General features: G+C 74.6%; 19 protein-coding genes. 11 read left to right on the forward strand and 8 right to left on the reverse strand.

The window, feature by feature from the left end:
* Positions 1-11 precede the first annotated feature (11 nt).
* The 4 genes from AB0D66_RS29745 to AB0D66_RS29760 all read left to right on the forward strand — a co-directional run bounded on the left by AB0D66_RS29745 (position 12) and on the right by AB0D66_RS29760 (position 7,408).
* Entirely contained in the window at positions 12-1,517 is a 1,506-nt protein-coding gene (locus AB0D66_RS29745; protein ID WP_362310114.1) for a hypothetical protein, read from the forward strand.
* Positions 1,514-1,753, forward strand: a complete 240-nt coding sequence (locus tag AB0D66_RS29750; RefSeq protein ID WP_362310117.1) for a hypothetical protein — start codon at positions 1,514-1,516, stop codon at positions 1,751-1,753. The genes AB0D66_RS29745 and AB0D66_RS29750 overlap by 4 nt, the downstream gene beginning before the upstream one ends.
* Positions 1,750-2,673: a hypothetical protein gene (locus AB0D66_RS29755; RefSeq protein WP_362310120.1), complete on the forward strand. Its 924-nt coding sequence runs from the start codon at positions 1,750-1,752 to the stop codon at positions 2,671-2,673. Before AB0D66_RS29750 ends, AB0D66_RS29755 begins: the two co-directional genes overlap by 4 nt.
* A gap of 61 nt (positions 2,674-2,734) precedes the next feature.
* Positions 2,735-7,408 (forward strand): hypothetical protein, encoded by a 4,674-nt coding sequence (locus tag AB0D66_RS29760; protein ID WP_362310123.1) that lies wholly within the window; start codon positions 2,735-2,737, stop codon positions 7,406-7,408.
* Between the two features lie 13 nt (positions 7,409-7,421).
* Here AB0D66_RS29760 and AB0D66_RS29765 read toward each other — a convergent pair whose 3' ends face one another.
* A complete protein-coding gene (locus tag AB0D66_RS29765) occupies positions 7,422-7,862 on the reverse strand; it encodes a hypothetical protein (protein ID WP_362310126.1) in 441 nt (146 codons plus the stop codon).
* Between the two features lie 398 nt (positions 7,863-8,260).
* Here AB0D66_RS29765 and AB0D66_RS29770 point away from each other — a divergent pair, with 398 nt between their 5' ends.
* Genes AB0D66_RS29770 through AB0D66_RS29785 form a run of 4 tightly spaced genes read left to right on the forward strand, consistent with a single transcriptional unit; the run spans position 8,261 to position 12,503 of the window.
* On the forward strand, positions 8,261-11,011 hold the full coding sequence (locus tag AB0D66_RS29770; RefSeq protein WP_362310129.1) for a nitrate- and nitrite sensing domain-containing protein: 2,751 nt from the start codon (positions 8,261-8,263) through the stop codon (positions 11,009-11,011).
* Complete coding sequence (locus AB0D66_RS29775) at positions 11,008-11,445, forward strand: roadblock/LC7 domain-containing protein (protein ID WP_362310132.1); 438 nt, start codon at positions 11,008-11,010, stop codon at positions 11,443-11,445. The genes AB0D66_RS29770 and AB0D66_RS29775 overlap by 4 nt, the downstream gene beginning before the upstream one ends.
* A gap of 10 nt (positions 11,446-11,455) precedes the next feature.
* Positions 11,456-11,896 carry a DUF742 domain-containing protein gene (locus AB0D66_RS29780; protein WP_362310135.1) on the forward strand — a complete coding sequence of 147 codons (441 nt, stop codon included), beginning with the start codon at positions 11,456-11,458 and terminating at the stop codon, positions 11,894-11,896.
* A complete protein-coding gene (locus AB0D66_RS29785) occupies positions 11,877-12,503 on the forward strand; it encodes an ATP/GTP-binding protein (RefSeq protein WP_362310137.1) in 627 nt (208 codons plus the stop codon). The genes AB0D66_RS29780 and AB0D66_RS29785 overlap by 20 nt, the downstream gene beginning before the upstream one ends.
* Positions 12,504-12,660: 157 nt before the next feature.
* On the opposite strand, the gene AB0D66_RS29790 is transcribed toward AB0D66_RS29785, so the two are convergent.
* The 3 genes from AB0D66_RS29790 to AB0D66_RS29800 all read right to left on the reverse strand — a co-directional run bounded on the left by AB0D66_RS29790 (position 12,661) and on the right by AB0D66_RS29800 (position 14,719).
* Positions 12,661-13,851 (reverse strand): lipid-transfer protein, encoded by a 1,191-nt coding sequence (locus AB0D66_RS29790; protein ID WP_362310139.1) that lies wholly within the window; start codon positions 13,849-13,851, stop codon positions 12,661-12,663.
* Positions 13,848-14,309, reverse strand: a complete 462-nt coding sequence (locus AB0D66_RS29795) for a zinc ribbon domain-containing protein (protein ID WP_362310141.1) — start codon at positions 14,307-14,309, stop codon at positions 13,848-13,850. Before AB0D66_RS29795 ends, AB0D66_RS29790 begins: the two co-directional genes overlap by 4 nt.
* Before the next feature lie 62 nt (positions 14,310-14,371).
* A complete protein-coding gene (locus tag AB0D66_RS29800; protein ID WP_362310144.1) occupies positions 14,372-14,719 on the reverse strand; it encodes a DUF962 domain-containing protein in 348 nt (115 codons plus the stop codon).
* A gap of 115 nt (positions 14,720-14,834) precedes the next feature.
* Between AB0D66_RS29800 and AB0D66_RS29805 the strand changes: the two genes are divergently transcribed.
* Complete coding sequence (locus AB0D66_RS29805) at positions 14,835-15,344, forward strand: NUDIX domain-containing protein (RefSeq protein WP_362310147.1); 510 nt, start codon at positions 14,835-14,837, stop codon at positions 15,342-15,344.
* 319 nt (positions 15,345-15,663) lie between these two features.
* On the opposite strand, the gene AB0D66_RS29810 is transcribed toward AB0D66_RS29805, so the two are convergent.
* On the reverse strand, positions 15,664-18,291 hold the full coding sequence (locus tag AB0D66_RS29810) for a glycoside hydrolase family 31 protein (protein ID WP_362310150.1): 2,628 nt from the start codon (positions 18,289-18,291) through the stop codon (positions 15,664-15,666).
* A 322-nt stretch (positions 18,292-18,613) separates the two neighbouring features.
* Between AB0D66_RS29810 and AB0D66_RS29815 the strand changes: the two genes are divergently transcribed.
* Together AB0D66_RS29815 and AB0D66_RS29820 are read left to right on the forward strand one after the other, a co-directional pair.
* A complete protein-coding gene (locus AB0D66_RS29815; RefSeq protein WP_362310153.1) occupies positions 18,614-20,590 on the forward strand; it encodes an acetoacetate--CoA ligase in 1,977 nt (658 codons plus the stop codon).
* Positions 20,591-20,653: 63 nt separating this feature from the next.
* Complete coding sequence (locus tag AB0D66_RS29820) at positions 20,654-21,664, forward strand: hypothetical protein (protein WP_362310155.1); 1,011 nt, start codon at positions 20,654-20,656, stop codon at positions 21,662-21,664.
* 57 nt (positions 21,665-21,721) lie between these two features.
* Here the strand turns inward: AB0D66_RS29820 and ptsP are convergent, their stop codons facing one another.
* From ptsP to AB0D66_RS29835, 3 genes are all read right to left on the reverse strand, one after another.
* A complete protein-coding gene (gene ptsP, locus AB0D66_RS29825; protein ID WP_362310158.1) occupies positions 21,722-23,392 on the reverse strand; it encodes a phosphoenolpyruvate--protein phosphotransferase in 1,671 nt (556 codons plus the stop codon).
* 74 nt (positions 23,393-23,466) lie between these two features.
* On the reverse strand, positions 23,467-23,916 hold the full coding sequence (locus AB0D66_RS29830; protein ID WP_362310161.1) for a PTS glucose transporter subunit IIA: 450 nt from the start codon (positions 23,914-23,916) through the stop codon (positions 23,467-23,469).
* A gap of 341 nt (positions 23,917-24,257) precedes the next feature.
* The coding region (locus AB0D66_RS29835; protein ID WP_362310164.1) for a hypothetical protein at positions 24,258-24,489 on the reverse strand (232 nt) is incomplete at its 5' end.

The following is a 24,489-nucleotide window of genomic DNA, read 5'->3' on the forward strand; positions in this document are numbered from 1 at the left end:
AGTCTTTGTCCGTGACTCTCCCCGCCCCGGCGAAGACCCTTCCGTCCCCGGCGCCGGGCCCGGCTGCCGACGAGGGCCTGGCCCGGCGGCTGCGCGCGCTCGCCTGCACCGCCCCGCTGCACGACCTCGACGTCCGCAAGGCCAATCTGGCGGGCGAGTACGGGGTCTACGCGATGGCGGAGGTCGCGCTGGCCGCGATCGACCTGGTCACCCTGAACATGGACTTCGACACGGGCGCCGACCACGAGCAGATAGTGGCCAGGCTGCTCCCGCGCGTGGCCGCCCAGGCGCCGGCCCGGCCCGCGGCCGAGCACGAGCGGGTGGCCCGCTGGGTGCTGGAGAACCTGATCAACGTCGGCAGTGTGGACCGCGGCTTCCGCGCGATCTACGGCACCTTCGGGCCGGACGGCGTCTACGTCCGGCGCGACTACGACTTCAAGCTGATCGAAGAGGTACCGGGCTACGGCGGCGCGGTCTACCTGCGCACGACCGACGAGGCCGTCAACGTGCTGGTCGGCGCCCTCGACACCGACGTGACCAGCGCGCAGATCGCGGCCGAGGTGAAGCTGGAGGTGCTGATCAGCCGGGGCCGGCTGGCGGACGCCCAGCTCGCCGCCGAGCAGGCCCGCTACCGGACGGTGCAGTACGCGGAGACCCTGCGGCGCACGCTGGACGCGACGCGGCGCAACGTGCGGGCGGTGGACTGGCTCCAGTCGGTCCCCGACATGATCGAGGAGGCCCTCGACCACGTCGCCGACCGCTACCGCCACGAGAACGCGATCCTGACCAACATCCGCCGGGCGCGCGACGAGGCGGAGGAGCCCGAGAGCAAGCGGCGGGCCGCCGAGCTCGTCGACATCGTCAAGGACTGCATCCGCCGCCACACCCAGCTCCAGTCCCGGCTGCTGGACGCCGGGCCGCTCTTCCGCGCCGAGCAGGACCGCCAGGCCTTCGCCGCCCCGGCGCCGCGCTCCGGCATCGACCTCTACGGGCAGCTGGTGGCCCCGCTGCTGCCGCTCCCGCTGGAAGGGGCGAGGCGGGTCACGGACGCGTTCTTCGCCTCCGGCGCGGGCCTGCGCACGCCGGTCTCCGTACGGCTGGGGGACCTGGTCGACATCCTGCTCACCCCGCCCGTGGAGCGGGAGCACCTCGGTGCGGAGATGCCCGAGCCGGACCTCATCGCGACCCCGGACGACAGCCGGTTCAGCGAGGAGCAGCTCGCCGCGGCGATGGACCTGCTGGACCTGCCGCACGACGCGCCGCGCCGGCTGTCGGGCCTGCTGGCCGAGGCCCGCCGCAGCGACCCCGACCTGCCGTACCTGGTCGCGCTGCTGGCCGTCCACGCGGCGAGCCCCGCCGTCGGCACCGCCTACCGCCAGGGCGAGGAGCGGCTGCTCTTCGCGGTGGACGACGGCACCCAGCTCGACGACCCCGAGTTCGGCGGCGCCGACCTGATCGTCGGCACCGCCCTCCTCGACGCCGCGGGCATGGCGGCGGACCGCACGGAGGCGGCATGACCACCGCCCCAGCGGCGCTCACGGCCCCGCCCGGCGCCCGGCGGGCCGCGCCCGTCCCGCTCCCGCTCACGCCGGCGGCGGCCGGGTCATCCGCTCCGGCCGGCGCGATGCGGGCCGTGCCCGTGTCGGTTCGTGCCGCCTCGTCCACCGGGGCGGAGCCCGCACCGCGGCCCGCCGTCGGCCGTATCACCCGTACCGCCCACACCACCCGCACCGCCGAGGAGATCCACCCGTGAGCGACCACCACGCCGAGCGCCCCGCCTGGAGCGAGCGGCAGCCCGCGTGGAGCGAGCCCGACGCGCCGTCGGCTCCCGTCGCGCCCGCCCCCGGAGGGACCGTCACCCCGGCCGACGCCGCCGACGCGGCCCGGCTCGTCGCGTGCGGGCTGCAGCCCAAGCTGCTCCCCGCCCGCGACGCCGAGTACACGGAGCTGCTCCGGCGCTACCGCGAGGACCCGGCCTTCGGCCGCCTCGCCGACGCCGTCGCCACCGGCCTCGGCCTCGTCGTCCTCGAGGTGTCCCCGCGCGCCGGCATGGCCGTGGCCGCCGGCGAGGACTCCGTCTTCGCCGTCCGCATGGGCGACTACGCCCGCCGCACGGCCGCCGACTCCGCCGACCGCTTCCTGCACGGCCTCGCCCACCTCGCCGTCGCGGCCCTCGCCTTCCCCCGCCCCGAGGACCTCGCCGACGACGGCTACATCGGCCGCGTCACCGTCAACGGCGTCGACGCGTTCGTCCGGCAGACCTGCCGCCGCCTCGAGGAGCGCGCCGAGGAGCTCGGCGAGAACACCGACCCCGCCTCCGACGCCCCCGGCCTGGAGGCCGCCTGGCGCGTCTACGCCCGCCGCAGCGCGACCGGCGCCACCAAGGACGCCCGCCGCCTCGCCGGCTCCACCACCGGCATCGTCGGCAAGGCCGCCGCCTTCCTCACCGAGTCCGGCTTCCTCCAGCGCACCGGGGACGACGCCGGAGGCACGTACCGCACCACCCCCCGCTACCAGCTCCAGGTCCGCGACATGGCGGGCAGCGCGGCCATGGCCGAACTCCTGGAACTGGGCGTGGTGCCCGTCAGCGACGGCTCCGCCACCCTGCTGCCGCCGCCCGAGGGCGACGACCTGGAACTCGCGGCCGACGCCGGCCTGCCGTTCCACGCCTGAACCACCCGCTCCGTACCGAGCACACACCGAGAACACCGAGAAGCAACGAGAGTCCGCCGCCATGTACGAGCTGTCCCGGATCCGCCTCTACTCCATCGGGCCCGCCGGCGCGCGCTACGCCGACACCGTGCTCGACCTGCGCGGAGTCGGTGAGCCGGTGCCCCACCCGGCGCCCGCCCAGGCGGAGTTCTTCGAGGACGAGCCCACCGGCCCGCCGCGCCGCCCCGCGCCCGCCGGCGTGCTCTTCCTGGAGAACGGCGGCGGCAAGTCCGTCCTGCTCAAGCTGATCTTCTCGGTGATGCTCCCCGGCCACCGCAACACCCTCGGCGGCGCCAGCTCCGGCGTGCTGCGCAAGTTCCTGCTCGCCGACGACTGCGGCCACGTCGCCCTGGAGTGGCAGCACACCCAGACCGGCGAGTGCGTGGTCGTCGGCAAGGTCAGCGAATGGCGCGGCCGCCAGGTGTCCAACGACCCGCGCAAGTTCGCCGAGGCCTGGTACTCCTTCCGCCCCGGCCCGGGCCTCAGCCTCGACAGCCTGCCCGTCGCCGAGGCCACCGCCGTACGCCCGCCCGTCGAAGGCGCCTCCGGCGCCCAGGGCCGCCGCCGCACCATGAAGGGCTTCCGCGACGCCCTCACCGAGGCCGGCAAGGCCTACCCGCACCTGGAGGTCTCCTTCGAGGAGATCCACGACCGGTGGAACGAGCACCTCACCGACCTCGGCCTCGACCCCGAACTCTTCCGCTACCAGCGCGAGATGAACGCCGACGAGGGCGAGGCCGCCGGCCTCTTCGCGGTGAAGAAGGACTCCGACTTCACCGACCTGCTGCTGCGCGCCGTCACCGACACCCGTGACACCGACGGCCTCGCCGACCTCGTCCACGGCTTCGGCAACAAGCTCGGCCGCCGCGCCGAGCTCATGGCCGAACGGGACTTCACGGCAGGCTCGGTGGACCTCCTGGGACGCATCGTCGAGGCCGCCGGGACCCGATCCCGGCTGCGCGACGTCCACGCGGGCGCCGAACGCCGCACCCGCACCCTGGCCCGGCGGCTGTCCGCCCGCGCCACCGAGGAGCGCGGCCGCGCCGCCGACCTCGCCCAGCGCGTCACCGGCGCCGCCCACGCGGTCACCGCCGCCGAATCCGCCCGCGCCCGCAGCGCCGCCGTCTCCGCCGAACTCGCCTACCGGCACGCCTCGCTGGCCCTGACCGTCGCCGACAAGGCCGCCACCGCCCAGCGCCGCGAGCTCCTCGAAGCACGCACCCTGCACTCCGCGTGGCAGGCGGCCGAGACCGTACTGCGCCACCGCGCCGCCGCCGACCGCTCCGCCCGGGTCGCCGCCGCGATCCTGGAGGCCGAGCGCGACGCCGCCCCGGCGCTGGCCGCCCGGGCCACCGCCGCCGCCGACCTCGTACGGGCCCTGCACACCGCCGCCGAGCACGGCGAGCGGGTCGCCAACGAGGAGGAGGAGCGCTCCGCCGGCCTCCAGGCCACCGGCGAGGCCGCTCACCGCGACGCCACCGCCGCCGCCACGGCCGCCCAGCGGGCCCGCAGCGAGGCCGAACACCTCCGCTCGCGTCTGGGCGAGGTCCAGCAGGAGACCGCCGAGGCCGTGCGCGCCGGCTGGCTCGACGACTCCGCCCCCGACGCCGACCCGGCCCGGGCGGCGCTGGCCGCCGCCGACGCCGAGAAGACCGCCGTCGCCGCCTGGGACGAGTCCCGCGAGGCCGCGCGCGCCGCCGCCGAAGCCGCCCGCGAGGGCGCCGCCGCGGAATCCCGCGCCGAGCTCACCGCCGCCCGCGCCGCGGACGCCGCCGACGCGGCCGAGGCCGCCCACGACGCCGAACACCGCGCCGCGGCCTCCCTCGCCCAATCCCCGCGCCTGACCGCCCTCCTGGGCCTCCCGTCCGCCGCCTCCGCCGCCCTCCCGCACCCCCGCGGCGCGGCCCCCGGCGGCGGTACGGACGAGGGCGGCTCCGGCCCCGCCGGAGCCCGGGGCGCCGTCGCAGCCCTGGTCGACACCGCCGGACGGCTCACCGCCGAGGACCTCGACCGGAACGCGGAGGACCTCCACCAGCTGCTGACCGACGCGGTGGCCGCGGCCGAACGCCAGTTGTTCGAGCTGCGCACCGCCGCCGCCGACGACGCCCGCATCCTCGGCGCGCTCGGCGACGGCGGGCTGCTGCCGCCCGGCCCCGACGTCCTCGCCACCGTCGAGTACCTCGGCGAACACGGCATCCCGGCCCTGCCCGGCTGGCGCTACCTCGCCCAGTCCGTGGACCCCGCCGACCACGCGGCCGTCCTCGCGGCCCGCCCCGAACTCGTCGACGGCGTCGTCATCACCGACCCCGACACCCACAGCCGCGCCCGCGAGGTCCTCTCCGCAGCCGCCCTGCTGCCCCGCTCCACCGTGGCCGTCGGCACCGCCGCCGCCCTGCTGGCCCCCGTACCGCCGGCCGGTGACTCCGACGCGGTGTTCCTCGTCCCGCCGAACCCGGCCATGCACGACGAGCTCGCCGCCGACGAGGAGCGCCAGGCGCTGCGCAGCCGCGCCACCGCCCGCGACACCGACATCCGCGAGCTGGCCGCCCGCCTCGCCGGGGACCGCGAGCTCGCCGCCCGCCTCGCCTCCTGGCGCACCGGCTGCCCGGCCGGCCGCCTCGCCGAGCTCGCCCGGCAGGCCGCGGCCGCCCGCGCCTTCGCCGAGGAGGCCGACGCCGAGCTCGCGGAGGCCCGTACCGTACGCGCCGAGGCCGACGAGGCCGCCGCCGACGCGGCCCGGGTGCGCGACGAGCGCCAGGACACCGCCCAGCGGGCCCGCCGCGTCGCCGACGCCCTGGCCGGGCTCGCCTTCCGCCTGCGCGAACGCGCCGGATGGCAGGCCCGGCTCCGCGAACTCGCCGACGAAGCCGCCGAGTCCGAGGCCCGCGCCGAGGTCTGCCTGGACCGGGCCCGCGCCGCCGACGAGGACCGGCGCGCCGCCCAGCGCGCCGCCGACGACGCCCGCCGCACCGCCCGCGCCCTGCGCGCCGAGCGCGCCGACATCGCCGGCGCCCCCGAACCGCTCCCCGAGGACGACGGCGCGTCCAAGGCGCCGCTGCCCGACCTGCGCGAGGCCTACCGCGCCGCGTCCCAGCTGTACGAGAAGGTCGGCGTCGGCGCCGACCTGCGCGCCGAACAGGCCCGCGCCGAGAGCGACGAGAGCGCCGCCCTCGCCGAACTGGACCGCCTCACCAACAAGGTCCGCACCCGCGCCGCCCAGCTCCTCGAAAGCCCCGACGGCTCCGACGGCCCCTCGCGGCAGGCCGCCGCCGCCCGCGCCGAGTCCCTCGTCCAGATGCTGGAGACCCGGGCCTCCACCGCGAGCGAGCAGCTCGGCCGGCTGCGCGGCGAGGCCGAACGCCACGCCCCCGCCGAGGGCGGGGCGCACACCGAGCTGCCCGAGGAACTGGTCCCCGGCGACGTCGAGCACGCGCAAGCCCTGCTGCGGACGGCCACCGCCCAGCTCGCCGCCCACAGCGCCGCCGTGGAAAGCGCCCGGGCCGCCCACGCGGACCTGCTGCGCGCCCACCGCACGGCCGAGGACGGTGCCGGCGGCTTCGACGAGACCGCCGCCCTGCTGCGCGACCTGCTGCGCGACCACACCCACGCCGAGGACGAGCAGGAGCCCGCGCCCCACGCGGGCACCCTGGAGGAGGCCCGCCAGTCGGCCACCGAGGCCCGCCGCGCGCTGCGCGGCTGCGCGGCCGACCTGTCGGCCGCCGAGGCGGCGGTGCGCGAGGCGAGCGACGTCCTGGTGCGGCACGCCAACGCCACCCGCTACGAGCAGGTACGCACCCCCGCGCGCCAGCAGATCCGGGAACTGCCCGCCTCCGCCCTGCCCGAGCACGCGGCGGCCTGGGCCGCGGCCTTCGCCCCGCGCCTGCGGGTCCTGACCGACGAGCTGGCGCAGCTGGAGCGCAACCGCGACAGCATCGTCGACCGGCTGCGCGGCCTGGTGGAGTCGGCCCTGGCCACGCTCCGCTCGGCGCAGCGCCTCTCCCAGCTGCCCGAGGGCCTGGGGGAGTGGTCGGGCCAGGAGTTCCTGCGGATCCGCTTCGAGGAGCCGGACCAGGCCACGCTCACCGAGCGGCTGGGCGAGGTCATCGACGAGGCCACGCGCGCGGCGGTGAAGAAGAACAGCACCGCCTCCTTCGGCGAGGGCCGCCGCGACGGGATGTCCCTGCTGCTGCGGGGCGTCCAGGCGGCGCTGGAGCCCAAGGGCATCTCCGTGGAGATCCTGAAGCCGGACGCGGTGCTGCGCGCCGAGCGCGTGCCGGTCGGGCAGATGGGCGACGTGTTCTCCGGCGGGCAGCTGCTGACCGCCGCGATCGCCCTGTACTGCACGATGGCGGCGCTGCGCAGCAACGACCGCGGCCGCGACAAGCACCGCCACGCGGGCACGCTGTTCCTCGACAACCCGATCGGCCGCGCCAACGCCACGTACCTGCTGGAGCTCCAGCGGGCCGTGTCCGACGCGCTGGGCGTCCAGCTGCTCTACACGACGGGCCTGTTCGACACCACGGCCCTCGCCGAGTTCCCCCTGGTCATCCGCCTGCGCAACGACGCGGACCTGCGCGCGGGTCTGAAGTACATCAGCGTCGAGGAGCACCTGCGTCCGGGCCTGCCGCAGCAGTCACCGGAGCAGGAGGCGATCCACGGCGAGATCACCGCCACCCGGATGTTCCGCCGGAGCTGAGGCACCGGCCTCCTCAGCGGCGGCCGAACGCCGCGAGGGGGCCGTCCTCGCGGGGTATGCGGGCCGGGCCCGCCTTCCGCTCGGCACGGGCGGCCTTGGCGGCCCGGCGCTCCTCCTGGCGGCTGCGGGCCGTGCTGCTCGGCTCCGACACGACCCCGTACCGCTGGTTCCACATCTGCCGGGTGATCCACACGTCCAGCACGCCCCACGTGGCCACGACGGTTCCCGCGATCGCGCCCAGCACCATCGGGAAGGCCAGCCAGGATCCGGTGAGCGTGAGGAAGAAGCCGACCGTCGCCTGTATGAGGGTCAGGGACACGATCAGCACCGCCCGCACCGCAGACGCCCGCACCGGATCGGGCATCCGGCGCCGCCGGGCCGGCTCCTCCACCCACAGCCCGCGCCGGCTCCCGCCCTCGCCGCCCCTGGCCCCGCCGTCCTCGTACCTGCTCATGGTCCGCTCACTCCCCACCGCGCGGTCCGCAATGCCTACCCCACACGTCTACCCCGACGTGCCCCCGTGAACAGAAGACGTACGGCGCCGCCGGGAGATTCCCGCATCGCGGAACGGTCTCCCCGCCTCCGTGATGGCGGAACGAATACTTCCAGCCATCCATCCCGTTGCGGGAACTGACGCCCCACCAAGTGTCATCTGCCACATATCGGGCCGCTCTTGACCGGAATTATCGGACAACTCGTGATCTTCGTCCAGAGGCCCGGCCGAAAACGTCCGGACACGCCTTCGAACCCGCTCCGCGGCAGTAGTAGGCTCACGCCGGTTTAAACGACGGAAGACCGACGGAACACCGACCCCCCGACATCGGGGACGAGCTGGGGGAGGCTGGGGAGGCCATGCGCTTTCGCGGGAAGTCCATCCGCCGGAAGATCGTCGCGCTGCTCCTTGTGCCGCTCGTCTCGCTGACCGCACTGTGGTCCTTCGCCACGGTCATCACGGGTCGTCAGGCGGTCCAACTCCTCGACGTCGCCTACGTCATCGACAAGGTCGGCTACCCGATCGAGGACGTCGTCCGCGTCATCCAGAAGGAGCGCCGCCAGACCCTCGTCGTCATCGGCGACCCCCGCGCCTCCGCGGCCACCACCGAACTCGCCAAGCGCCGCGCCGCCACCGACGAAGCCGTCGAGCAGATCAGCGCGAACGCCCGCGACCCCGAGGTCATCGACGAGCTGAGCCCCGAGAACGCCCAGCGCCTGCGCTCCATCCTCGCCGCCTTCCACGGCATCAGCGCCCTGCGCCGCTCGGTCGACCAGAACGCCCTCGACCCCAGCCAGGCACTGGACCTCTACAGCCGGCTCATCGACCCCTGCTACGAGTTCCTCATGAATCTCCACGCCCTGGAGAACGTGGAGATGGACAAGCAGGGCCGCGCCCTCGTCGGCATCACCCGCGCCCGCGAGACCCTCTCCCGCGAGGACGCCGTCATCGCCTCCGCCCTCGCCGCCCGCAACGTCAGCGCCGCCGACATCCGGCACGTCTCCGACTTCGCCGCGAACCGCGCGCTGCTGTACGAGTTCAACCTGGCGATCCTCCCGGACGCCGACCGCCAGCGGTTCGAGGGGTACTGGGGCGGCCCCGACAGCAAGCTGCTGCGCGACGCCGAGGAGCGGTTCCTCGGCGGCGGCCCGGGCAAGAACCCGCGCGTCACCGCCGCTCAGTGGGACGAGGCCGCCGGGAAGGTGCTCGAAGAGCTCGCCGTCATGGGCACCGACGCCGGGGACCGCTACCAGGAGCGCGTCGAACCCGTCGCCATGGGCGTGCTGATCCAGGCCGCCGTCGCCGGCATCCTCGGCTTCATCGCCCTGGTCGTCTCCCTGATCCTCTCCGTGCGCATCGGCCGCGACCTGATCCGCGACCTCTCCCGGCTCCGCAAGGAGGCCCACGAGGTCTCCGGCGTCCGCCTGCCGAGCGTGATGCGCCGCCTCGCCGCGGGCGAGCACGTGGACGTGGAGACCGAGGCGCCCCGCCTGGAGTACGAGAAGGACGAGGTCGGCCAGGTCGGCCTCGCCCTCAACACCCTCCAGCGCGCCGCCGTCGAGGCCGCCGTGAAGCAGGCCGAGCTCCGCCGCGGCGTCTCCGAGGTCTTCGTCAACCTGGCCCGCCGCAACCAGGTGCTCCTGCACCGCCAGCTGACCCTCCTCGACACCATGGAGCGCCGGACCGAGGACACCGAGGAGCTCGCCGACCTCTTCCGCCTCGACCACATGACCACCCGCATGCGCCGCCACGCCGAAGGCCTGGTGATCCTCTCCGGAGCCGCCCCCTCCCGCCAGTGGCGCAAGCCCGTCCAGCTGATGGACGTCGTACGGGCCGCCGTCGCCGAGGTCGAGGACTACGAGCGCATCGAGGTGCGCCGGCTGCCGCGGCTGGGCATCGCGGGCCCCGCCGTCGCCGACATCACCCACCTCGTCGCCGAACTCCTGGAGAACGCCACCGTGTTCTCGCCGCCGCACACCGCGGTCCAGGTGCACGGCGAGCGCGTCGCCAACGGCTTCACCCTGGAGATCCACGACCGCGGCCTCGGCATGAACCCCGACGCGCTGCTCGACGCGAACCTCCGCCTCGCCGAGACCCCCGAGTTCGAACTCTCCGACACCGACCGCCTCGGCCTGTTCGTCGTCAGCCGCCTCGCACAGCGCCACAGCGTCAAGGTCGTCCTCCAGCCCAGCCCCTACGGGGGCACCACCGCGGTGGTCTTCATCCCGGCGGCCCTGCTGACCGAGGCCCCCGAGACCAGCGGCACGGGCATCCGGCTGGACGACGGCCCCGCGGCCAAGGCCGCCGGGCGGACCGGCGCGATCCCCTCCGCGCGGTCCGCGGCCGCCGTCGAACGCGCGGTCCCCGCCGGGTCCGGCCGCTCGCTGCCCGTCGCCGAACTGCGCGGCCCGGTCGAGCTGGAGCCCCCCGTCGACGTCCTCGGCCTGGACCCGGTGGACGGCATCGGCGAGCACCCGGCCGCCCCGAACGGCGTCCCCCGCCCCGTCATGGCCACCCTGGACGACGAGACCCCGCCCGGCGGCACGCCCCGCAGCGCCCTGCTGGGCCTGCGCCCGGCCGACAAGCCGCACACCGGACGCCACCGCGACCGCGACCGGCCCACCGGCCCGGTCCGGCTCGACGCCCAGCGGGTGGAGGCCCCCCGGCCCGACGGCCCCCGATCCCAGGGAGCCGTGCCGCTGCCGCGCCGCCGGCCCGCCCCCACCCTGGTCGCCGAGCACGGCCGCCGCGTGGAGCCCCGCCCGGTGTCCGTGGTCCCCCCGCAACCCGGCCCCGCACGCGCGCCCGCCCCGGCGCCCGCGCCGGCCCCCGGTCCCGGCGACGCGCCGGCCGACGCCGGACTGCCCCGCCGGGTCCGCCAGGCCAGCCTGGCACCGCAGCTCAGGAACACGGCGGCCGCGGCCTCCGAGAACGCCGCCACCGCCCCCCTTCGGGACCGTGACGCGGAGGACGTACGCACGCGCATGTCCGCCCTCCAGCGCGGCTGGACGGCGGGCCGCAACCAGCACGCCCAGCAGCAGTCCGAGACCGGGGCAGGCACCCCCGCCGCCACCGGTCCCGCGCACGAGAACGAAGGGGACGGTCGATGACCGCACCGCAGACCGGCAACGACACCAGGGGCCGCGGCTCCGGCCCGCTCAACTGGCTCCTCGACGAGCTCGTCGACAAGGTCGGCTCCATCCGCAAGGCGGTGGTCCTCTCGGGCGACGGCCTGCCCACCGGCAGCTCCAAGGACCTGACCCGCGAGGACAGCGAGCACCTGGCGGCGGTCGCCTCCGGTTTCCACAGCCTGGCCAAGGGGGTCGGCCGGCACTTCGACTCCGGCCGGGTCCGCCAGACCGTCGTGGAGCTCGACGAGGCCTTCCTCTTCGTGATGGCCGCCGGTGACGGCAGCTGCCTCGCCGTGCTCGCCGACTCCGACTCCGACGTCGGCCAGGTCGCGTACGAGATGACCCTGATGGTCAAGCGGGTGGGCGACCACCTGGCCACCGCCCCGCGCACCGGGCTGCCAGCCGGAGGGTGAGTCGTACGGCATGAGCGATCCAGGCCAGGACCACCCCGCCCGCACCCCGGCCGGGGAGCCCGACCAGACCCCCGACCACGCGCACTGGTTCGACGACGACGCGGGTCCGGTCGTGCGCCCGTACGCGATGACCCGCGGGCGGACCAGCCACGCGGGCCAGCACCGGCTGGACCTGATCGCGCTCGTGGTCGCCGAAGCGGCCGCCGACGATCCGGTCTGGGACATGACCCTGTCGCCGGAGCACGCCCACATCCTCGGGATGTGCCGGGACCGGCCCCAGTCGGTCGCCGAACTCGCGGCGGACCTGGACCTCGCGGTCGGGGTCGTGCGCGTCCTGATCGGTGACCTGGCCGATGACCAACTGGTCCACGTGACCCGGCCGGTACCGCCGGCCGAACTGCCCGACGAATCCATACTGCGTGAGGTGATCGATGGCCTTCGGGCGCTCTAGCCGCACCGGTGCCATGCATGCCGTGTCACCGGTCGAGCCGCTGACCCTGAAGATCCTGGTCGCGGGCGGCTTCGGGGTGGGCAAGACCACCCTCGTCAGTGCGGTAAGCGAGATCAAACCCCTGCGGACCGAGGAGCTGCTCTCGGAGCCGGGCGCCGGCATCGACGACACCGGGGGAGTGGAGGGGAAGAGCACCACGACCGTGGCCATGGACTTCGGGCGCATCACGCTGCGCGAGGACCTGGTCCTGTACCTGTTCGGCACGCCTGGCCAGGACCGCTTCTGGTTCCTGTGGGACGAGCTCGCCCAGGGCTCGCTCGGCGCGGTCGTCCTCGCGGACACCCGCCGCCTCGCCGACTGCTTCGCCGCCGTGGACTACTTCGAGCGCCGCGAGATCCCGTTCGTCGTCGCGGTCAACTGCTTCGACGGCGCGGACCGGCACCCGGTGGTGACCGTGCGGGACGCGCTCGACCTCGATCCCGGGGTGCCGGTGCTGCTGTGCGACGCGCGGGACCGGGAGTCCGTGAAGGACGTGCTCGTCGGTGTCGTGGAGCACGCGATGTCGCTGGCCAGGGCGCGGCGCCGGAGCCTGACGGCAGGGACCTGACAGGGAGGCGGCCCGTACCCCCGCCGACTGGGGTACGGGCCGCAGCTCTCATGGGGGGATCCGCAGTCCCGGGCGCCGCACGGGACCGTGGAGCGAGTGTGAACCCGCGGCCGGGGGCCGTCAAGCGTTCCGGCAACACCTGCCCGTCGCGGGCGGTTCAGCGCACCGCGACCACGGCCGATCCATGGCCGAACAGCCCCTGGTTCGCGGTGATCCCGGCCCGCGCCCCCGGCACCTGACGCTCCCCGGCCGTACCCCGCAGCTGCCAGGTCAGCTCGCACACCTGGGCGATGGCCTGCGCCGGCACCGCCTCCCCGAACGACGCGAGCCCGCCGCTGGCGTTGACGGGGATCCGCCCGCCGAGAGCCGTCGCCCCCTCCCGTACGAGCTTCGCGCCCTCACCCTCCCCGCACAGGCCGATGTCCTCGTACCACTCCAACTCCAGCGCGGTGGAGAGGTCGTAGACCTCGGCGAGCGAGAGGTCGTCCGGGCCGAGCCCCGCCTCCTCGTACGCGGCCCGCGCGATCGAGGCGCGGAAGGAGCCGGCCGCGGGCCGCACCGCCACCGCCGAGTCGGTGGCGATGTCCGGCAGGTCCAGGACCGTCCGCGGATAGGTGGGGGTCACCGTCGAGACCGCCCGGATCCGCACCGGGTCGCCGATCCCGCGCGAGCGGGCGAAGTCCATACTGGAGAGCACCAGCGCCGCGCCGCCGTCGGAGGTGGCGCAGATGTCGAGCAGCCGGAGCGGATCGGCGACCACCGCCGAGGCGGCCACCTCCTCGGCGGAGACGGCCTTGCGGTAGCGGGCGTTCGGGTTGAGCGTCCCGGCCGCCGCGTTCTTCACCTTGACCTGGGCGAAGTCCTCCTGGGTGTCCCCGTACACGGCCATCCGGCGGCGCGCGTACAGGGCGAAGTACGCCGGGTTGGTGGCGCCCAGCACGCGAAAGCGCAGCCAGTCCGGATCGTCGGGCCGGTCGCCTCCCGCCGGGGCGAAGAACCCCTTGGGCGCGGCGTCGGCGCCCACCACGAGCACCACGTCGGCCAGGCCGGCCAGGATCTGCGCCCGGGCCGTGCCGATCGCCTGGGCGCCGGACGCGCAGGCCGCGTACACGCTCGTCACCCGGGCGCCCTGCCAGCCCAGCGCCCGGGCGAAGGTCGCGCCGGCCACGTAGCCCGGGTACCCCGCGCGCACGGTGTCGGCGCCGACGACCGAGCCCACGTCCTTCCAGTCCAGCCCGGCGTCCGCCAGCGCGGCCCGGGCGGCGGCCCGGCCGTACTCGACGAAGCTGCGGCCCCACTTGCCCCAGGGGTGCATCCCGGCCCCGAGGACGGCGACGTCGGCGCTCACGCGTTCCCTCCCACCGGCTTGAACTGCCAGGTGGTCCAGGCGGTTTCGGTGTCCGGGTCCTCGTTGAGCACGCCGCCCACCACCTCGACCTCCATCCCCACCGCCAGGTCGCCCACCCCCACGCCCGGCGCCGCCTGCCCGAGCACCACCATCCCCTCGGCCTCCAGCTCCACCGCGACCAGGGTGTACGGCTCCCAGGGTCCGGCCCGGTCGGACACGTAGGGCGCGGGCGGCCGGTAGCGCCCGTCGGTGTAGGACCAGACCCGCCCGCGCGGGGACAGCGGCACCTCGGCGAGCTCCCCGCCGCCGGGGCAGTGCGGGTTGCGGCAGTACGCGTCCTCGCGCGGGAAGAACACCGCGGTACAGGCCGAGCACCGGGTGCCGAGCAGCCGGAAGCCGCCGTCCGCCGCGGATTCGGTGAACCACCCGCTCACGACGGGTGTACGTGTGAGTGCCAAGACCCCTCCCATGCAGAAACCTGACGCATCGTCAGGAGTGTGTCACGGGTGGGCGGGCCGGGTCACCGGTTCTCGGCGAGCCACTTCTCGGCGATCTCGCCCAGCTCCGCGTCCCGCCCGGCCAGCATCATCCGGATCATCTGGGCGTCCCCGCGCAGGGACCAGGCGGGATGCCCGAAGGTGGCGGGGTTGTTCCCCTCGATGAGGAAGTGCGCCGGCCACGCGGTCCCGTACCCGATCAGCGGCAGCGCGGCGAGATACCGCTTCCGGCCCCGCACCACCCCGTAGGCGGTGACGGCAAGGCCGGAGAGCGTCCCGGCGAGGTGGACCCAGCGGGTGGCGGCGCGGGAGTGCATGGCGACGTAGTACGGCCAGAACTCCTCGTACGAACGGAAAGTCATGCCGGGCACGGTACTCACGGCCGCACCCGGACGACACCCGCCGGGACGCCCCGACACGGCGGCCGCCGAGACGGGCTCCCCCCAACACCCGCCGCCCGGACACCCCTTGCCCTACCATCGCCGCATGTCGGCACAGCTGAGGGACTCGCACTGCTCCACCTGCGGAGCGCCCTACCCCACCCGGACCTGGCCCCGCGCCTGCGCCGCCTGCGGGGCCGTGGCCTACCGCAACCCGCTCCCGGTCGCCGTCGCCCTGCTCCCGGTCGAGGACGCGGACGGCACCGGCCTCGTGGTCATCACCCGCACCATCGAACCAGCCCTCGGCGGCATCGCCCTGCCCGGCGGTTTCATCGACTTCGGCGAGGACTGGCGCGAGGCCGTGGTCCGCGAGCTCCGCGAGGAGACCGGCATCACCGCCCCCGCCGCGGAGGTCACCCTGGCCGACGCCCTGAGCTCCCCGGCGGGCCACCTCCTGCTCTTCGGCCTCCTCCCGCCCCGCCCGGCCACCACCCTCCCCGCCTCGGCCCCCACGAACGAAACCACCGGCTGGCACATCCTCCACACCCCCACGGACCTGGCCTTCCCCCTCCACACCCAGGCCGCGAACACCTGGTTCGAGGGCCACTACACCTAACCCCCCGCCCCCGCCCGCCACACGACGCCCAACCCCAGCCCCGCCCCCGCCCGACGCACGGGGCCCAACTCCGGCCCCGCCCCCGTCTGGCGCACGGGGCCCAACTTCAGCCTCGCCGGCGTTTGAGGCGCGGGGTCCGGGGCGGAGCCCCGTTCTTGAAGCCGCACTCACCCCGCGGCCCCAGCCACCCCCCCCCCGCCGTTCGACGCGCGAGGCCGGGGGCAGAGCCCAACCCCAGCCTCGCCGGCGTTTGAGGCGCGGGGCCCGGGGCGGAGCCCCGTTCTTGAAGCCGCACCTGCCCCGGCACCCGCCCCGCCCCCTAAACCCCCCGCACAACCACCCCCCGCACCACCGCCCCCGCCTCGTCCGCCACCACCACCCCCTCCCCAGCCCACCGCGAGGTGTACCGCTCGACAGAGCCCGCCTCGAACCCCGGCTCCGGGTCCCGGATCACCACCCCGCCGCCCGTACGCCCCCGCGCCGGCGCCCACACCTCCAGCTCCACGCCCCCGCCGGAGGCCCCCCGCACCGGAATCACCGCCCCCGCCCGCGCCAGCACCGGGATCCGCCCCCGCGGAGCATCCAGCAGGATCTGCCCCGGACCCTCGTACGCCACCCCCGTGGCCGTGTCGTACCACCGCCCCCGCGGCAGCCACACCGCCCTGCGGTCCGCCCCGCACTCCAGTACCGGGGCGACCAGCAGCGCGTCGCCCAGCAGGAACGCGTCCTCGCAGTCCCGCAGCCGCCGCTCCTCCGGCGTGCCCCACCACACCGGCCGTACGTACGGCGCCCCGGTCCGCCGCGCCAGGTGCGCCAGCGTCACGAAGTACGGCCGCAGCCGCTCCCGCTCCGCCATCACCGCCCGCGCGTGCTCCTCCACCTCGGCCCCGAACTCCCACGGCTCCCGCCGCCCCGCCCAGATCGCCGAGTGCGTCCGGAACAGCGGCAGGTAGGACCCCAGTTGCAGCCACCGCAGGTACAGCTCGGGGGAGGGCGATCCGCCGAAGCCGCCGACGTCCGGCCCCGAGTACGGCACCCCGCACAGCCCCAGCCCGATCACCAGCGCCAGCGAGGCCCGCAGCCCCTCCCAGCTGGACTCCACATCCCCCGACCAGGTGCCCCCGTACCTCTGCATCCCCGCCCACCCCGACCGGGAGAACAGGAACGGCCGCTCCGCGGGCCGCAGCCGGACCAGCCCCTCCCAGCCGGCCCGCGCCATCCCCAGCGCGTACACGTTGTGCCCGGACCGGTGGTCCCCGCCCGCGCCGTCCATCGAATGCCGCGCCGAGCGGGGCAGCGTCATATCGCCGAACGGAGTGAAGGACACCGGCTCGTTCATGTCATGCCAGAACCCGGCGAAGCCCTGCGCCAGCCGTTCCTCGTACAGCCCGCCCCACCACTCCCGCACCGCCGGATCCGTGAAGTCCGGATACGCGCACTCGCCCGGCCACACCTCGCCGCGCACCTCCGCACCCTGCGCGTCCCGTACGAACGCCCCCCGCGCCCCCACCGCCCGCCCGGCCGTGTGCACCGGGTCGCCCGCCTTCACCGCCGGATCGACGATCGAGACCAGCCGCACCCCCTCCTCGCCCAACTCCCGTGCCAGCCCCGGCAGGTCCGGGAACCGCCCCCGGTCCACGGTGAACACCCGGTGCCCGTCGTAGTGGTCGATGTCCAGGTGCACGGCCGACAGCGCGAACCCGCGCTCCGCGTAGCCGCCGACCACCCGGCGCACCTCCTCCGCGCTCCCGAAGCCCCACTTCGCGTGCTGGTAGCCCAGCGCCCACTCCGGCGGCACCGCCGCCGCGCCCGTCAGCCCCGACCAGCCCTGCAGCACCCGCGCCGGCGGCCCCACCAGCACCCAGCACCTCAGCGGACCGCCCTCCATGCGCAGTTCGCTCACCCCCGGGCGGTCCACGCCCGAGCCCGCGCCCTCCTCGCCCTCCCGCAACACCACCCGCCCGTCCCAGGGGTTGTCGTGGAACACCAGGTGCGTCCCGGCGTCCGCCACCACCATCTGCACCGGCATGGTCAGGTACAGCGGATCGTCCCCCGGTCCGAACCCGCCCTTCGGGTCCGTGTTCCACAGCCGGTAGACCCCGTCCCGCAGCCGCGGCCCCGCCGACCGCCCGCCGAGCCCGAAGAACCGTGCGTCCGCCGCCACTTCGCTCCGCAGGAACCACCGACCCCCACTGCCGGCCCCGGCCCCGCCGCCGGCCCCACCCGCGTCCCGGTCCGCCCCGGCCCCTACGCCGGCCCCACCGCCCGCACCGTCCGCCCCGGCTGCCAGTCCGGACCCGTCGGCCCCACCGCCCGCCCCGCCGGCCCTGGTCCCACCGCCGGGCCTGGCCCCATCGCCGGCCCCGGCCGCCCCGCCGGCCCTGGCCCCACCGCCGGCCCCGGCCCCACCGCCCGCACCGTCCGCCCCGACCCCCTCGGCATCCCCGACCCGGCCCCGCGCCTCCCCGTCCCGCGCGCCGGCGCGCACCGGCTCCCACCACCGCGGCGGCAGCTCCCGCCGCAGCACCGTCCCGCCCGGCGTGCGCACCTCCACCGCCCCGTGCCGGGACACCGCCACCGTGACCCGCTCCGACACCACCCGCCAGCCGCCCCCGGTGTCCGGCTCCAGCACCGCCCGCGGATCCGGCTCCGGCCCCGTGCCCACCACCGCGTACGAGGGCGTCGGCCCGGCGCCGTCCCAGCCCCAGAACACCGCCCCGCCCGCGGTGACCCGTACCAGCAGCTCCGAACGGGCGAACCGCAGCACACCCCCGCCCGGCCGGGGCTCCGTCCCCGTCAGCAGCCCCGGCACCCGCGCCCGCTCCGTACCCCGGCGCGGCAGCCCCACCGCGTCCGCCCGCCGACGGCGCCACGCCGAGAGCCAGGCGCGCCGTCCCCGCTCCGAACCGATGTCCTTCACCGCACGCACCAGATCGCGACCGTTCATGGAGGTCACCTTGCCACCGGGCTCCGAGCGAAGGTGCTGCGTTCAACTGCCGTTCACCCGAGGGTGACCGCCCCCGCCCCGCCCCCGCGCGGCCCGGGCCCCGCCCCCGCGCGGCCTGGGCCCGTCCCGGCTCCCGCCCCGCGCGACCGCCGGCGACTGGTGGCCGCCCACATGCCGCCGCCCCGGTGAGCGGCGATGGCGACTCTGGTGCGGATGTCGATCACATGGCATCGTCCCTGTGAGCCGCCGCGCACCCACCCCCCGCGCGATGGCACCGTACGCACACGAAGCGCGAGCCGCAGACTTGACCGGGAGCCGACCCATGACCTCAGCCACGCAGCCGGAACCCCTCTGGGCCCCCGGCCCCGACCGGATCGCCGCGGCCCGGATCACCGCCTTCCAGGCCTGGGCGGCCGAGCGCTTCGGAGCCCCGGCCGACGGCGGCTACCCCGCCCTGCACAGCTGGTCCGTCGACGAGCTCGACACCTTCTGGCAGGCCGTCGCCGAATGGTTCGACGTCCGCTTCACCACCCCGTACACGTCCGTCCTCGCCGACCGCTCCATGCCCGGCGCGAGCTGGTTCGCCGGAGCCACCCTCAACTACGCCGAGCACGCCCTGCGCGCCGCGGAGGACCCGGCCCGCGCCGACGACCCCGCCCTGCTGTACGTCGACGAGACCCACGAGCCCACCCCCGTCACCTGGGCCGGGCTCCGCCGCCAGGTCGGCAGCCTCGCCGCCGAGCTGCGCGCCCTCGGCGTCCGCCCCGGCGACCGGGTCAGCGGCTACCTCCCCAACATCCCCGAGGCCGTCGTCGCCCTCCTCGCCACCGCCGCCGTCGGCGGTGTCTGGACCTCCTGCGCCCCCGATTTCGGCGCCCGCAGCGTCCTCGACCGCTTCCAGCAGGTCGAACCGGTCGTCCTGTTCACCGTGGACGGCTACCGCTACGGCGGCAAGGAGCACGACCGCCGCGACACCGTCACCGAGCTCCGCGCCGAGCTCCCCTCCCTGCGCGCCGTCGTCCACATCCCGCTGCTCGGCACGCCGGCCCCCGAGGGCACCCTCGCGTGGTCGGACCTGACCTCCGCCGACACCGAGCCCGTCTTCGAGGCGGTCCCCTTCGACCACCCCCTGTGGGTCCTGTACTCCTCCGGTACGACCGGCCTGCCCAAGGCCATCGTCCAGTCCCAGGGCGGCATCCTCCTCGAGCACCTCAAGCAGCTCGGCCTGCACTGCGACCTCGGCCCCGAGGACCGGTTCTTCTGGTACACCTCCACCGGCTGGATGATGTGGAACTTCCTCGTCTCCGGCCTGCTCACCGGCACCACCGTCGTCCTCTACGACGGCAGCCCCGGCTACCCGGACACCGGCGCCCAGTGGCGGATCGCGGAGCGGACCGGGGCCACCCTCTACGGCACCTCCGCCGCGTACGTCATGGCCTGCCGCAAGGCAGAGGTCCACCCCTCGCGCGACTTCGACCTCTCCACCGTGAAGTGCGTGGCCACCACCGGCTCCCCGCTGCCGCCCGACGGCTTCCGCTGGCTCCACGACGAGGTGGCCGAGGACCTCTGGATCGCCTCCGTCAGCGGCGGCACCGACGTGTGCAGCTGCTTCGCGGGTGCCGTCCCCACCCTCCCCGTCCACATCGGCGAGCTCCAGGCAGCCTGCCTCGGCACCGACCTCCAGGCGTGGGACCCGTCGGGCAAGGCCGTCACCGGCGAGGTCGGCGAGCTCGTCGTCACCAACCCCATGCCCTCCATGCCGGTCCGCTTCTGGAACGACCCCGACGGCAGCCGCTACCGCGAGAGCTACTTCGAGATGTTCCCCGGCGTCTGGCGGCACGGGGACTGGATCACCATCACCGACCACGGCTCGGTCGTCATCCACGGCCGCTCCGACTCCACCCTGAACCGCCAGGGCGTCCGGATGGGCTCCGCGGACATCTACGAGGCCGTCGAGCGCCTCCCCGAGATCAAGGAATCCCTGGTCATCGGCCTGGAGGAGCCGAACGGAGGCTACTGGATGCCGCTCTTCGTCCACCTCGCCCCCGGCGCCACCCTCGACGAGGACCTGCGCGCCCGGATCAAGGCGACGATCCGCGAGCAACTCTCCCCGCGCCACGTCCCCGACGAGATCATCGAGGTCCCGGGCATCCCGCACACCCTCACCGGCAAGCGCATCGAGGTCCCGGTCAAGCGGCTCCTCCAAGGCGCGCCCCTGGCCAAGGCCGTGAACCCGGGCTCCGTCGACAACCTCGACCTCCTCCACTTCTACGAGGAGCTGGCCCGCACCCGCGGCTGAGGCCACTGTCAGTGGTCGTGATTACTCTGAGTGAGCAAGCGATCGCGCCACGCAGGGGGAGTCATGCCACCGAGGAACACCACCAGGAACACCGCCGGGAACAGCAGGGGGAACAGCACCGGGAGCACGAGGGCGAACAGCCGGACGGACAGCAGCACGCGCACGCCCACCGCCGCGACCGCGCGGACCTCGGGATCCGACCGGCGCCGCAGGCTGCGCCGCGAGGTCCCCGGCACCGTCGGCCTCCTGACCGACGCCGGGGACTTCGCGGCGATGCGCGACTACCGCAGCTTCGTCTTCGACCACCGCGACGAATACCCCGACTACCTCGACGACGTGGAAGGCCTGCTCCGGTCCCTCGCCGGCCAGGGCATCCACACCACGGTCGCCCTCTTCGACCCCGAGGAGTACGCCGACTACTGCACGGAGCACGGCCTCGACCCGGACACCGCCGAGACCCGCACCCTGTTCACCGCGGAACTGGCGGGCAACGGCGCCGCCCTGCCGTACACGGGCCAGCCCATCGAGGAACTCGTCCCCCTGCTCGTGGACGAGGCCGTCCGCCAGGCCACCTGGGAGTACGCGACCGGGCTCCTCGCCGAAGCCGGCACCTGCGCGGACTGCGGCGAGGACATCGGGCACGCCTCCTTCGAGCGCGCCACGGCCGCACTCCGGCGGCTGATGGCGGGAGCCGGCCCCGGCCGGCACCACCTCGTCTGCAGCGTGCCGACCGAGGCGGAACAGCTCGTCGCCGTCCTCCACGCCGAGACCGGCCCCGACCCCGAGGCGCCACCGCGGATCGACGGCCGGGGCGGCCTCGACTTCGTGACCGTCCTCGCCGCCGGACTCGCCCTCGGCGGATCGGGGGGACTGGTCCTGCGGACCACCACCGAGGACCACCGGGACCGGGTCCACGGCTGGCGGCTGGACCGCGGACGCCTCACCGTGCTCTCGGCCGCGGCCGTGTTCAACGCCTACTGCACGGACGCCGACACCGGCGAGCCCGTCGCCCCCGAACCGGGCGTCGAGTACTGCCCCGGCTACGAGGTGGACGGCCCGGGCCCGCACCGCTGAGGAAACGGCCGAGGGGCCCTCGCCACCGGCGAAGGCCCCTCGATCGAACACACCGGCTCACTCGCCGGACAGCACCGCCTGGGCGGCCACTCGGGCCTCCTCGGCGCTGTCGCACGCCCGCGCCGCGGCAGCGGCACGCTCGCACTGGGCGAGGGTGTACTTGGCGAGCGTCGCCCGCACATAGGGGATGGAGGCGGCACCCATCGAGAGGGAGGTGACACCCAGGCCCGTGAGCACGCACGCGAGCAGCGGGTCCGAAGCGGCCTCGCCGCAGACGCCGCAGCTCTTGCCCTCGGCCTTGGCCGCCTCGGCCGACATCGCGATCAGGTCGAGCAGCGCCGGCTGCCACGGGTCCTGGAGCCGCGACACCGCACCGACCTGGCGGTCGGCGGCGAAGGCGTACTGCGCCAGGTCATTGGTGCCCAGCGACAGGAACTCGACCTCCTGGAGGATCGAGCGGGCCCGCAGCGCCGCGGAGGGGATCTCCACCATCGCGCCGAACTTCGCCCGGAGCCCCGCCTCGCGGCACGCGTCCGCGAACGCCTTGGCGTCGGTGCGGTCGGCCACCATCGGGGCCATCACCTCGAGGTAGACCGGCAGCCCCTCGGAGGCCTTGGCCAGCGCGGTGAGCTGCGTGCGCAGCACGTCCGGGTGGTCCAGCAGCGAACGCAGACCGCGGACGCCCAGCGCCGGGTTCGGCTCGTCGGCCGGGGTCAGGAAGTCCAGCGGCTTGTCGGCGCCGGCGTCGAGCACACGCACGACGACACGGCCCTCGGGGAAGGCTTCGAGCACCTTGCGGTACGACTCGATCTGCTTCTCCTCGGACGGAGCCTTCTTGCTGTCGTCCAGGAAGAGGAACTCGGTGCGGAACAGACCCACACCCTCGGCCCCGGCCTCCACGGCGGCCGGCACGTCAGCCGGACCGCCGACGTTCGCCAGCAGCGGCACCTTGTGACCGTCAGAGGTCGCACCCGGACCGGAGGACGCGGCCAGCGCGGCCTTCCGCTCGGCGGCAGCGGCCTGCAGCTCGGCCCGCTTCTCGTCGCTCGGCTCCACGAACAGGTCACCGGTGCTGCCGTCGACGGCGATGACGGTGCCCTCGGCGATCTCACCGGCACCCGGCAGCGCCACGATCGCCGGCACGCCCAGCGCCCGCGCGAGGATCGCGCTGTGGCTGGTCGGGCCGCCCTCCTCGGTGACGAAACCGAGCACGAGCGCCGGGTCGAGCAGAGCGGTGTCGGCGGGAGCGAGGTCCCGCGCGATCAGTACGTACGGCTCGTCGCTGTCCGGCACACCCGGCATCGGTACGCCCAGCAGGCGGGCCACGATGCGGTTGCGCACGTCGTCCAGGTCGGCCACCCGGCCGGCCATGTACTCGCCGGCTCCGGCGAGCAGGTCGCGGTAGGAGGCGAACGCGTCGTAGATACCGCGCTCGGCGGTGCTGCCGACGGCGATCCGCCGGTCGACGTCCGCCATCAGCTCGGGGTCCGTGGCGATCATCGCCTGGGCCTCGAGCACGTGCTGAGCCTCGCCGCCGGCCAGCTGGCCGCGTGCGATCAGGTCGGCGGACACAGCTTCCACGGCCTTGCGCGCGCGCCCCTGTTCGCGCTCCGCCTCAGCCGCGGTGATCTGCTTGGCCGGCGGCTCGAGGACCGCCGTACCCATGTGCCGGACCTCGCCGATCGCCACACCGTGGCTCACGCCGACGCCTCGCAGCGTTGTCTCCATTTCACCGTCTCCGATTGAGCGGCGGGCCCAGCCGCCGCGGTGGATGTCCGACTCGCCTGTGAAGGCGGACAAGGTCACTTCCAGCTGAAGAGGACCTCTTCGGCCTTCACGTCGCCGGACTCGACGACGTCGGACAGCGACTCCGCGGAGGCCTCCAGCGCCACGATGGGGCAGACCGGCGACTTTCCGGCTTCCTCGACGGCCTTCGGGTTCCAGCGGATGACGGCCTGGCCGCGGCTCACGGTGTCGCCCTTGTTCACGAGGAGCTCGAAGCCCTCGCCGTTGAGCTGAACGGTGTCGATCCCCAGGTGCGTGAGCACGCCGTGGCCTTCGCCGTCGACTACGACGTACGCGTGCGGGTGCAGGGAGACGACCACACCATCTACGGGGGACACCGCCTCCGAGGGCTCGCGCACGGGATCAATAGCGGTGCCCGGTCCCACCATCGCGCCGGAGAACACCGGATCGGGCACTGCCGCGAGTCCGATGGCGCGCCCGGCAAGTGGGGACGTCACGCTGGTCATGGGGGCCTCCCAGGGGTGGAGCTTCTCAGTGTCGCCGTCACTACCTGTTGCGAACGGCGTACTCTTCAGAAGGATAAGTCACGAGATGTTCGGGTTCGCCCGATGTTGGTCCTGATCCGGACGGCCCTTTGGCACGGAGACTAGTGGACTAGACCGGTGGACTAGACCATACGCCTGAATCGATTTGCTTGGGCACCGCACGGCCTGTACTGTCGTGACTCCCGCCACGGCGCTTCGTGTGAACTTCTCGCGAACGCTGGATGGACGGGACTCTTCCACTTCCAGCGTCGATCTTGAACTCGATTACTTCCCGCATGCCCTCGTGGCAAACCGGTGAGTGGTCAGAGGGACAGGAAAACGCTGCTAGAGTCGGAATCGCCGGAAAGGGAAAGCGCGAAAGCGCAGAACCTGGAAAGCACCGAAGAAGTCGGGCCCGAAAGAGTCTGATAGAGTCGGAAACGCAAGAACAGCAAGAACGCAGAACGAAAGCCCGGAGGAAAGCCCGAGAGGGTGAGTACAAAGGAAGCGTCCGTTCCTTGAGAACTCAACAGCGTGCCAAAAATCAACGCCAGA

The organism is Streptomyces sp. NPDC048270 (genome assembly GCF_040652335.1).
Lineage (GTDB): Bacteria > Actinomycetota > Actinomycetes > Streptomycetales > Streptomycetaceae > Streptomyces.

Bases quoted from the DNA above. Each gene is read 5' to 3' on its own strand.
- AB0D66_RS29770 (WP_362310129.1), top strand. From the start codon at position 8,261: ATGCGCTTTCGCGGGAAGTCCATCCGCCGGAAGATCGTCGCGCTGCTC.
- ptsP (WP_362310158.1), bottom strand. From the start codon at position 23,392: ATGGAGACAACGCTGCGAGGCGTCGGCGTGAGCCACGGTGTGGCGATC.
- AB0D66_RS29810 (WP_362310150.1), bottom strand. From the start codon at position 18,291: ATGAACGGTCGCGATCTGGTGCGTGCGGTGAAGGACATCGGTTCGGAG.
- AB0D66_RS29765 (WP_362310126.1), bottom strand. From the start codon at position 7,862: ATGAGCAGGTACGAGGACGGCGGGGCCAGGGGCGGCGAGGGCGGGAGC.
- AB0D66_RS29780 (WP_362310135.1), top strand. From the start codon at position 11,456: ATGAGCGATCCAGGCCAGGACCACCCCGCCCGCACCCCGGCCGGGGAG.
- AB0D66_RS29750 (WP_362310117.1), top strand. From the start codon at position 1,514: ATGACCACCGCCCCAGCGGCGCTCACGGCCCCGCCCGGCGCCCGGCGG.
- AB0D66_RS29805 (WP_362310147.1), top strand. From the start codon at position 14,835: ATGTCGGCACAGCTGAGGGACTCGCACTGCTCCACCTGCGGAGCGCCC.
- AB0D66_RS29815 (WP_362310153.1), top strand. From the start codon at position 18,614: ATGACCTCAGCCACGCAGCCGGAACCCCTCTGGGCCCCCGGCCCCGAC.
- AB0D66_RS29775 (WP_362310132.1), top strand. From the start codon at position 11,008: ATGACCGCACCGCAGACCGGCAACGACACCAGGGGCCGCGGCTCCGGC.
- AB0D66_RS29830 (WP_362310161.1), bottom strand. From the start codon at position 23,916: ATGACCAGCGTGACGTCCCCACTTGCCGGGCGCGCCATCGGACTCGCG.
- AB0D66_RS29785 (WP_362310137.1), top strand. From the start codon at position 11,877: ATGGCCTTCGGGCGCTCTAGCCGCACCGGTGCCATGCATGCCGTGTCA.
- AB0D66_RS29760 (WP_362310123.1), top strand. From the start codon at position 2,735: ATGTACGAGCTGTCCCGGATCCGCCTCTACTCCATCGGGCCCGCCGGC.
- AB0D66_RS29820 (WP_362310155.1), top strand. From the start codon at position 20,654: ATGCCACCGAGGAACACCACCAGGAACACCGCCGGGAACAGCAGGGGG.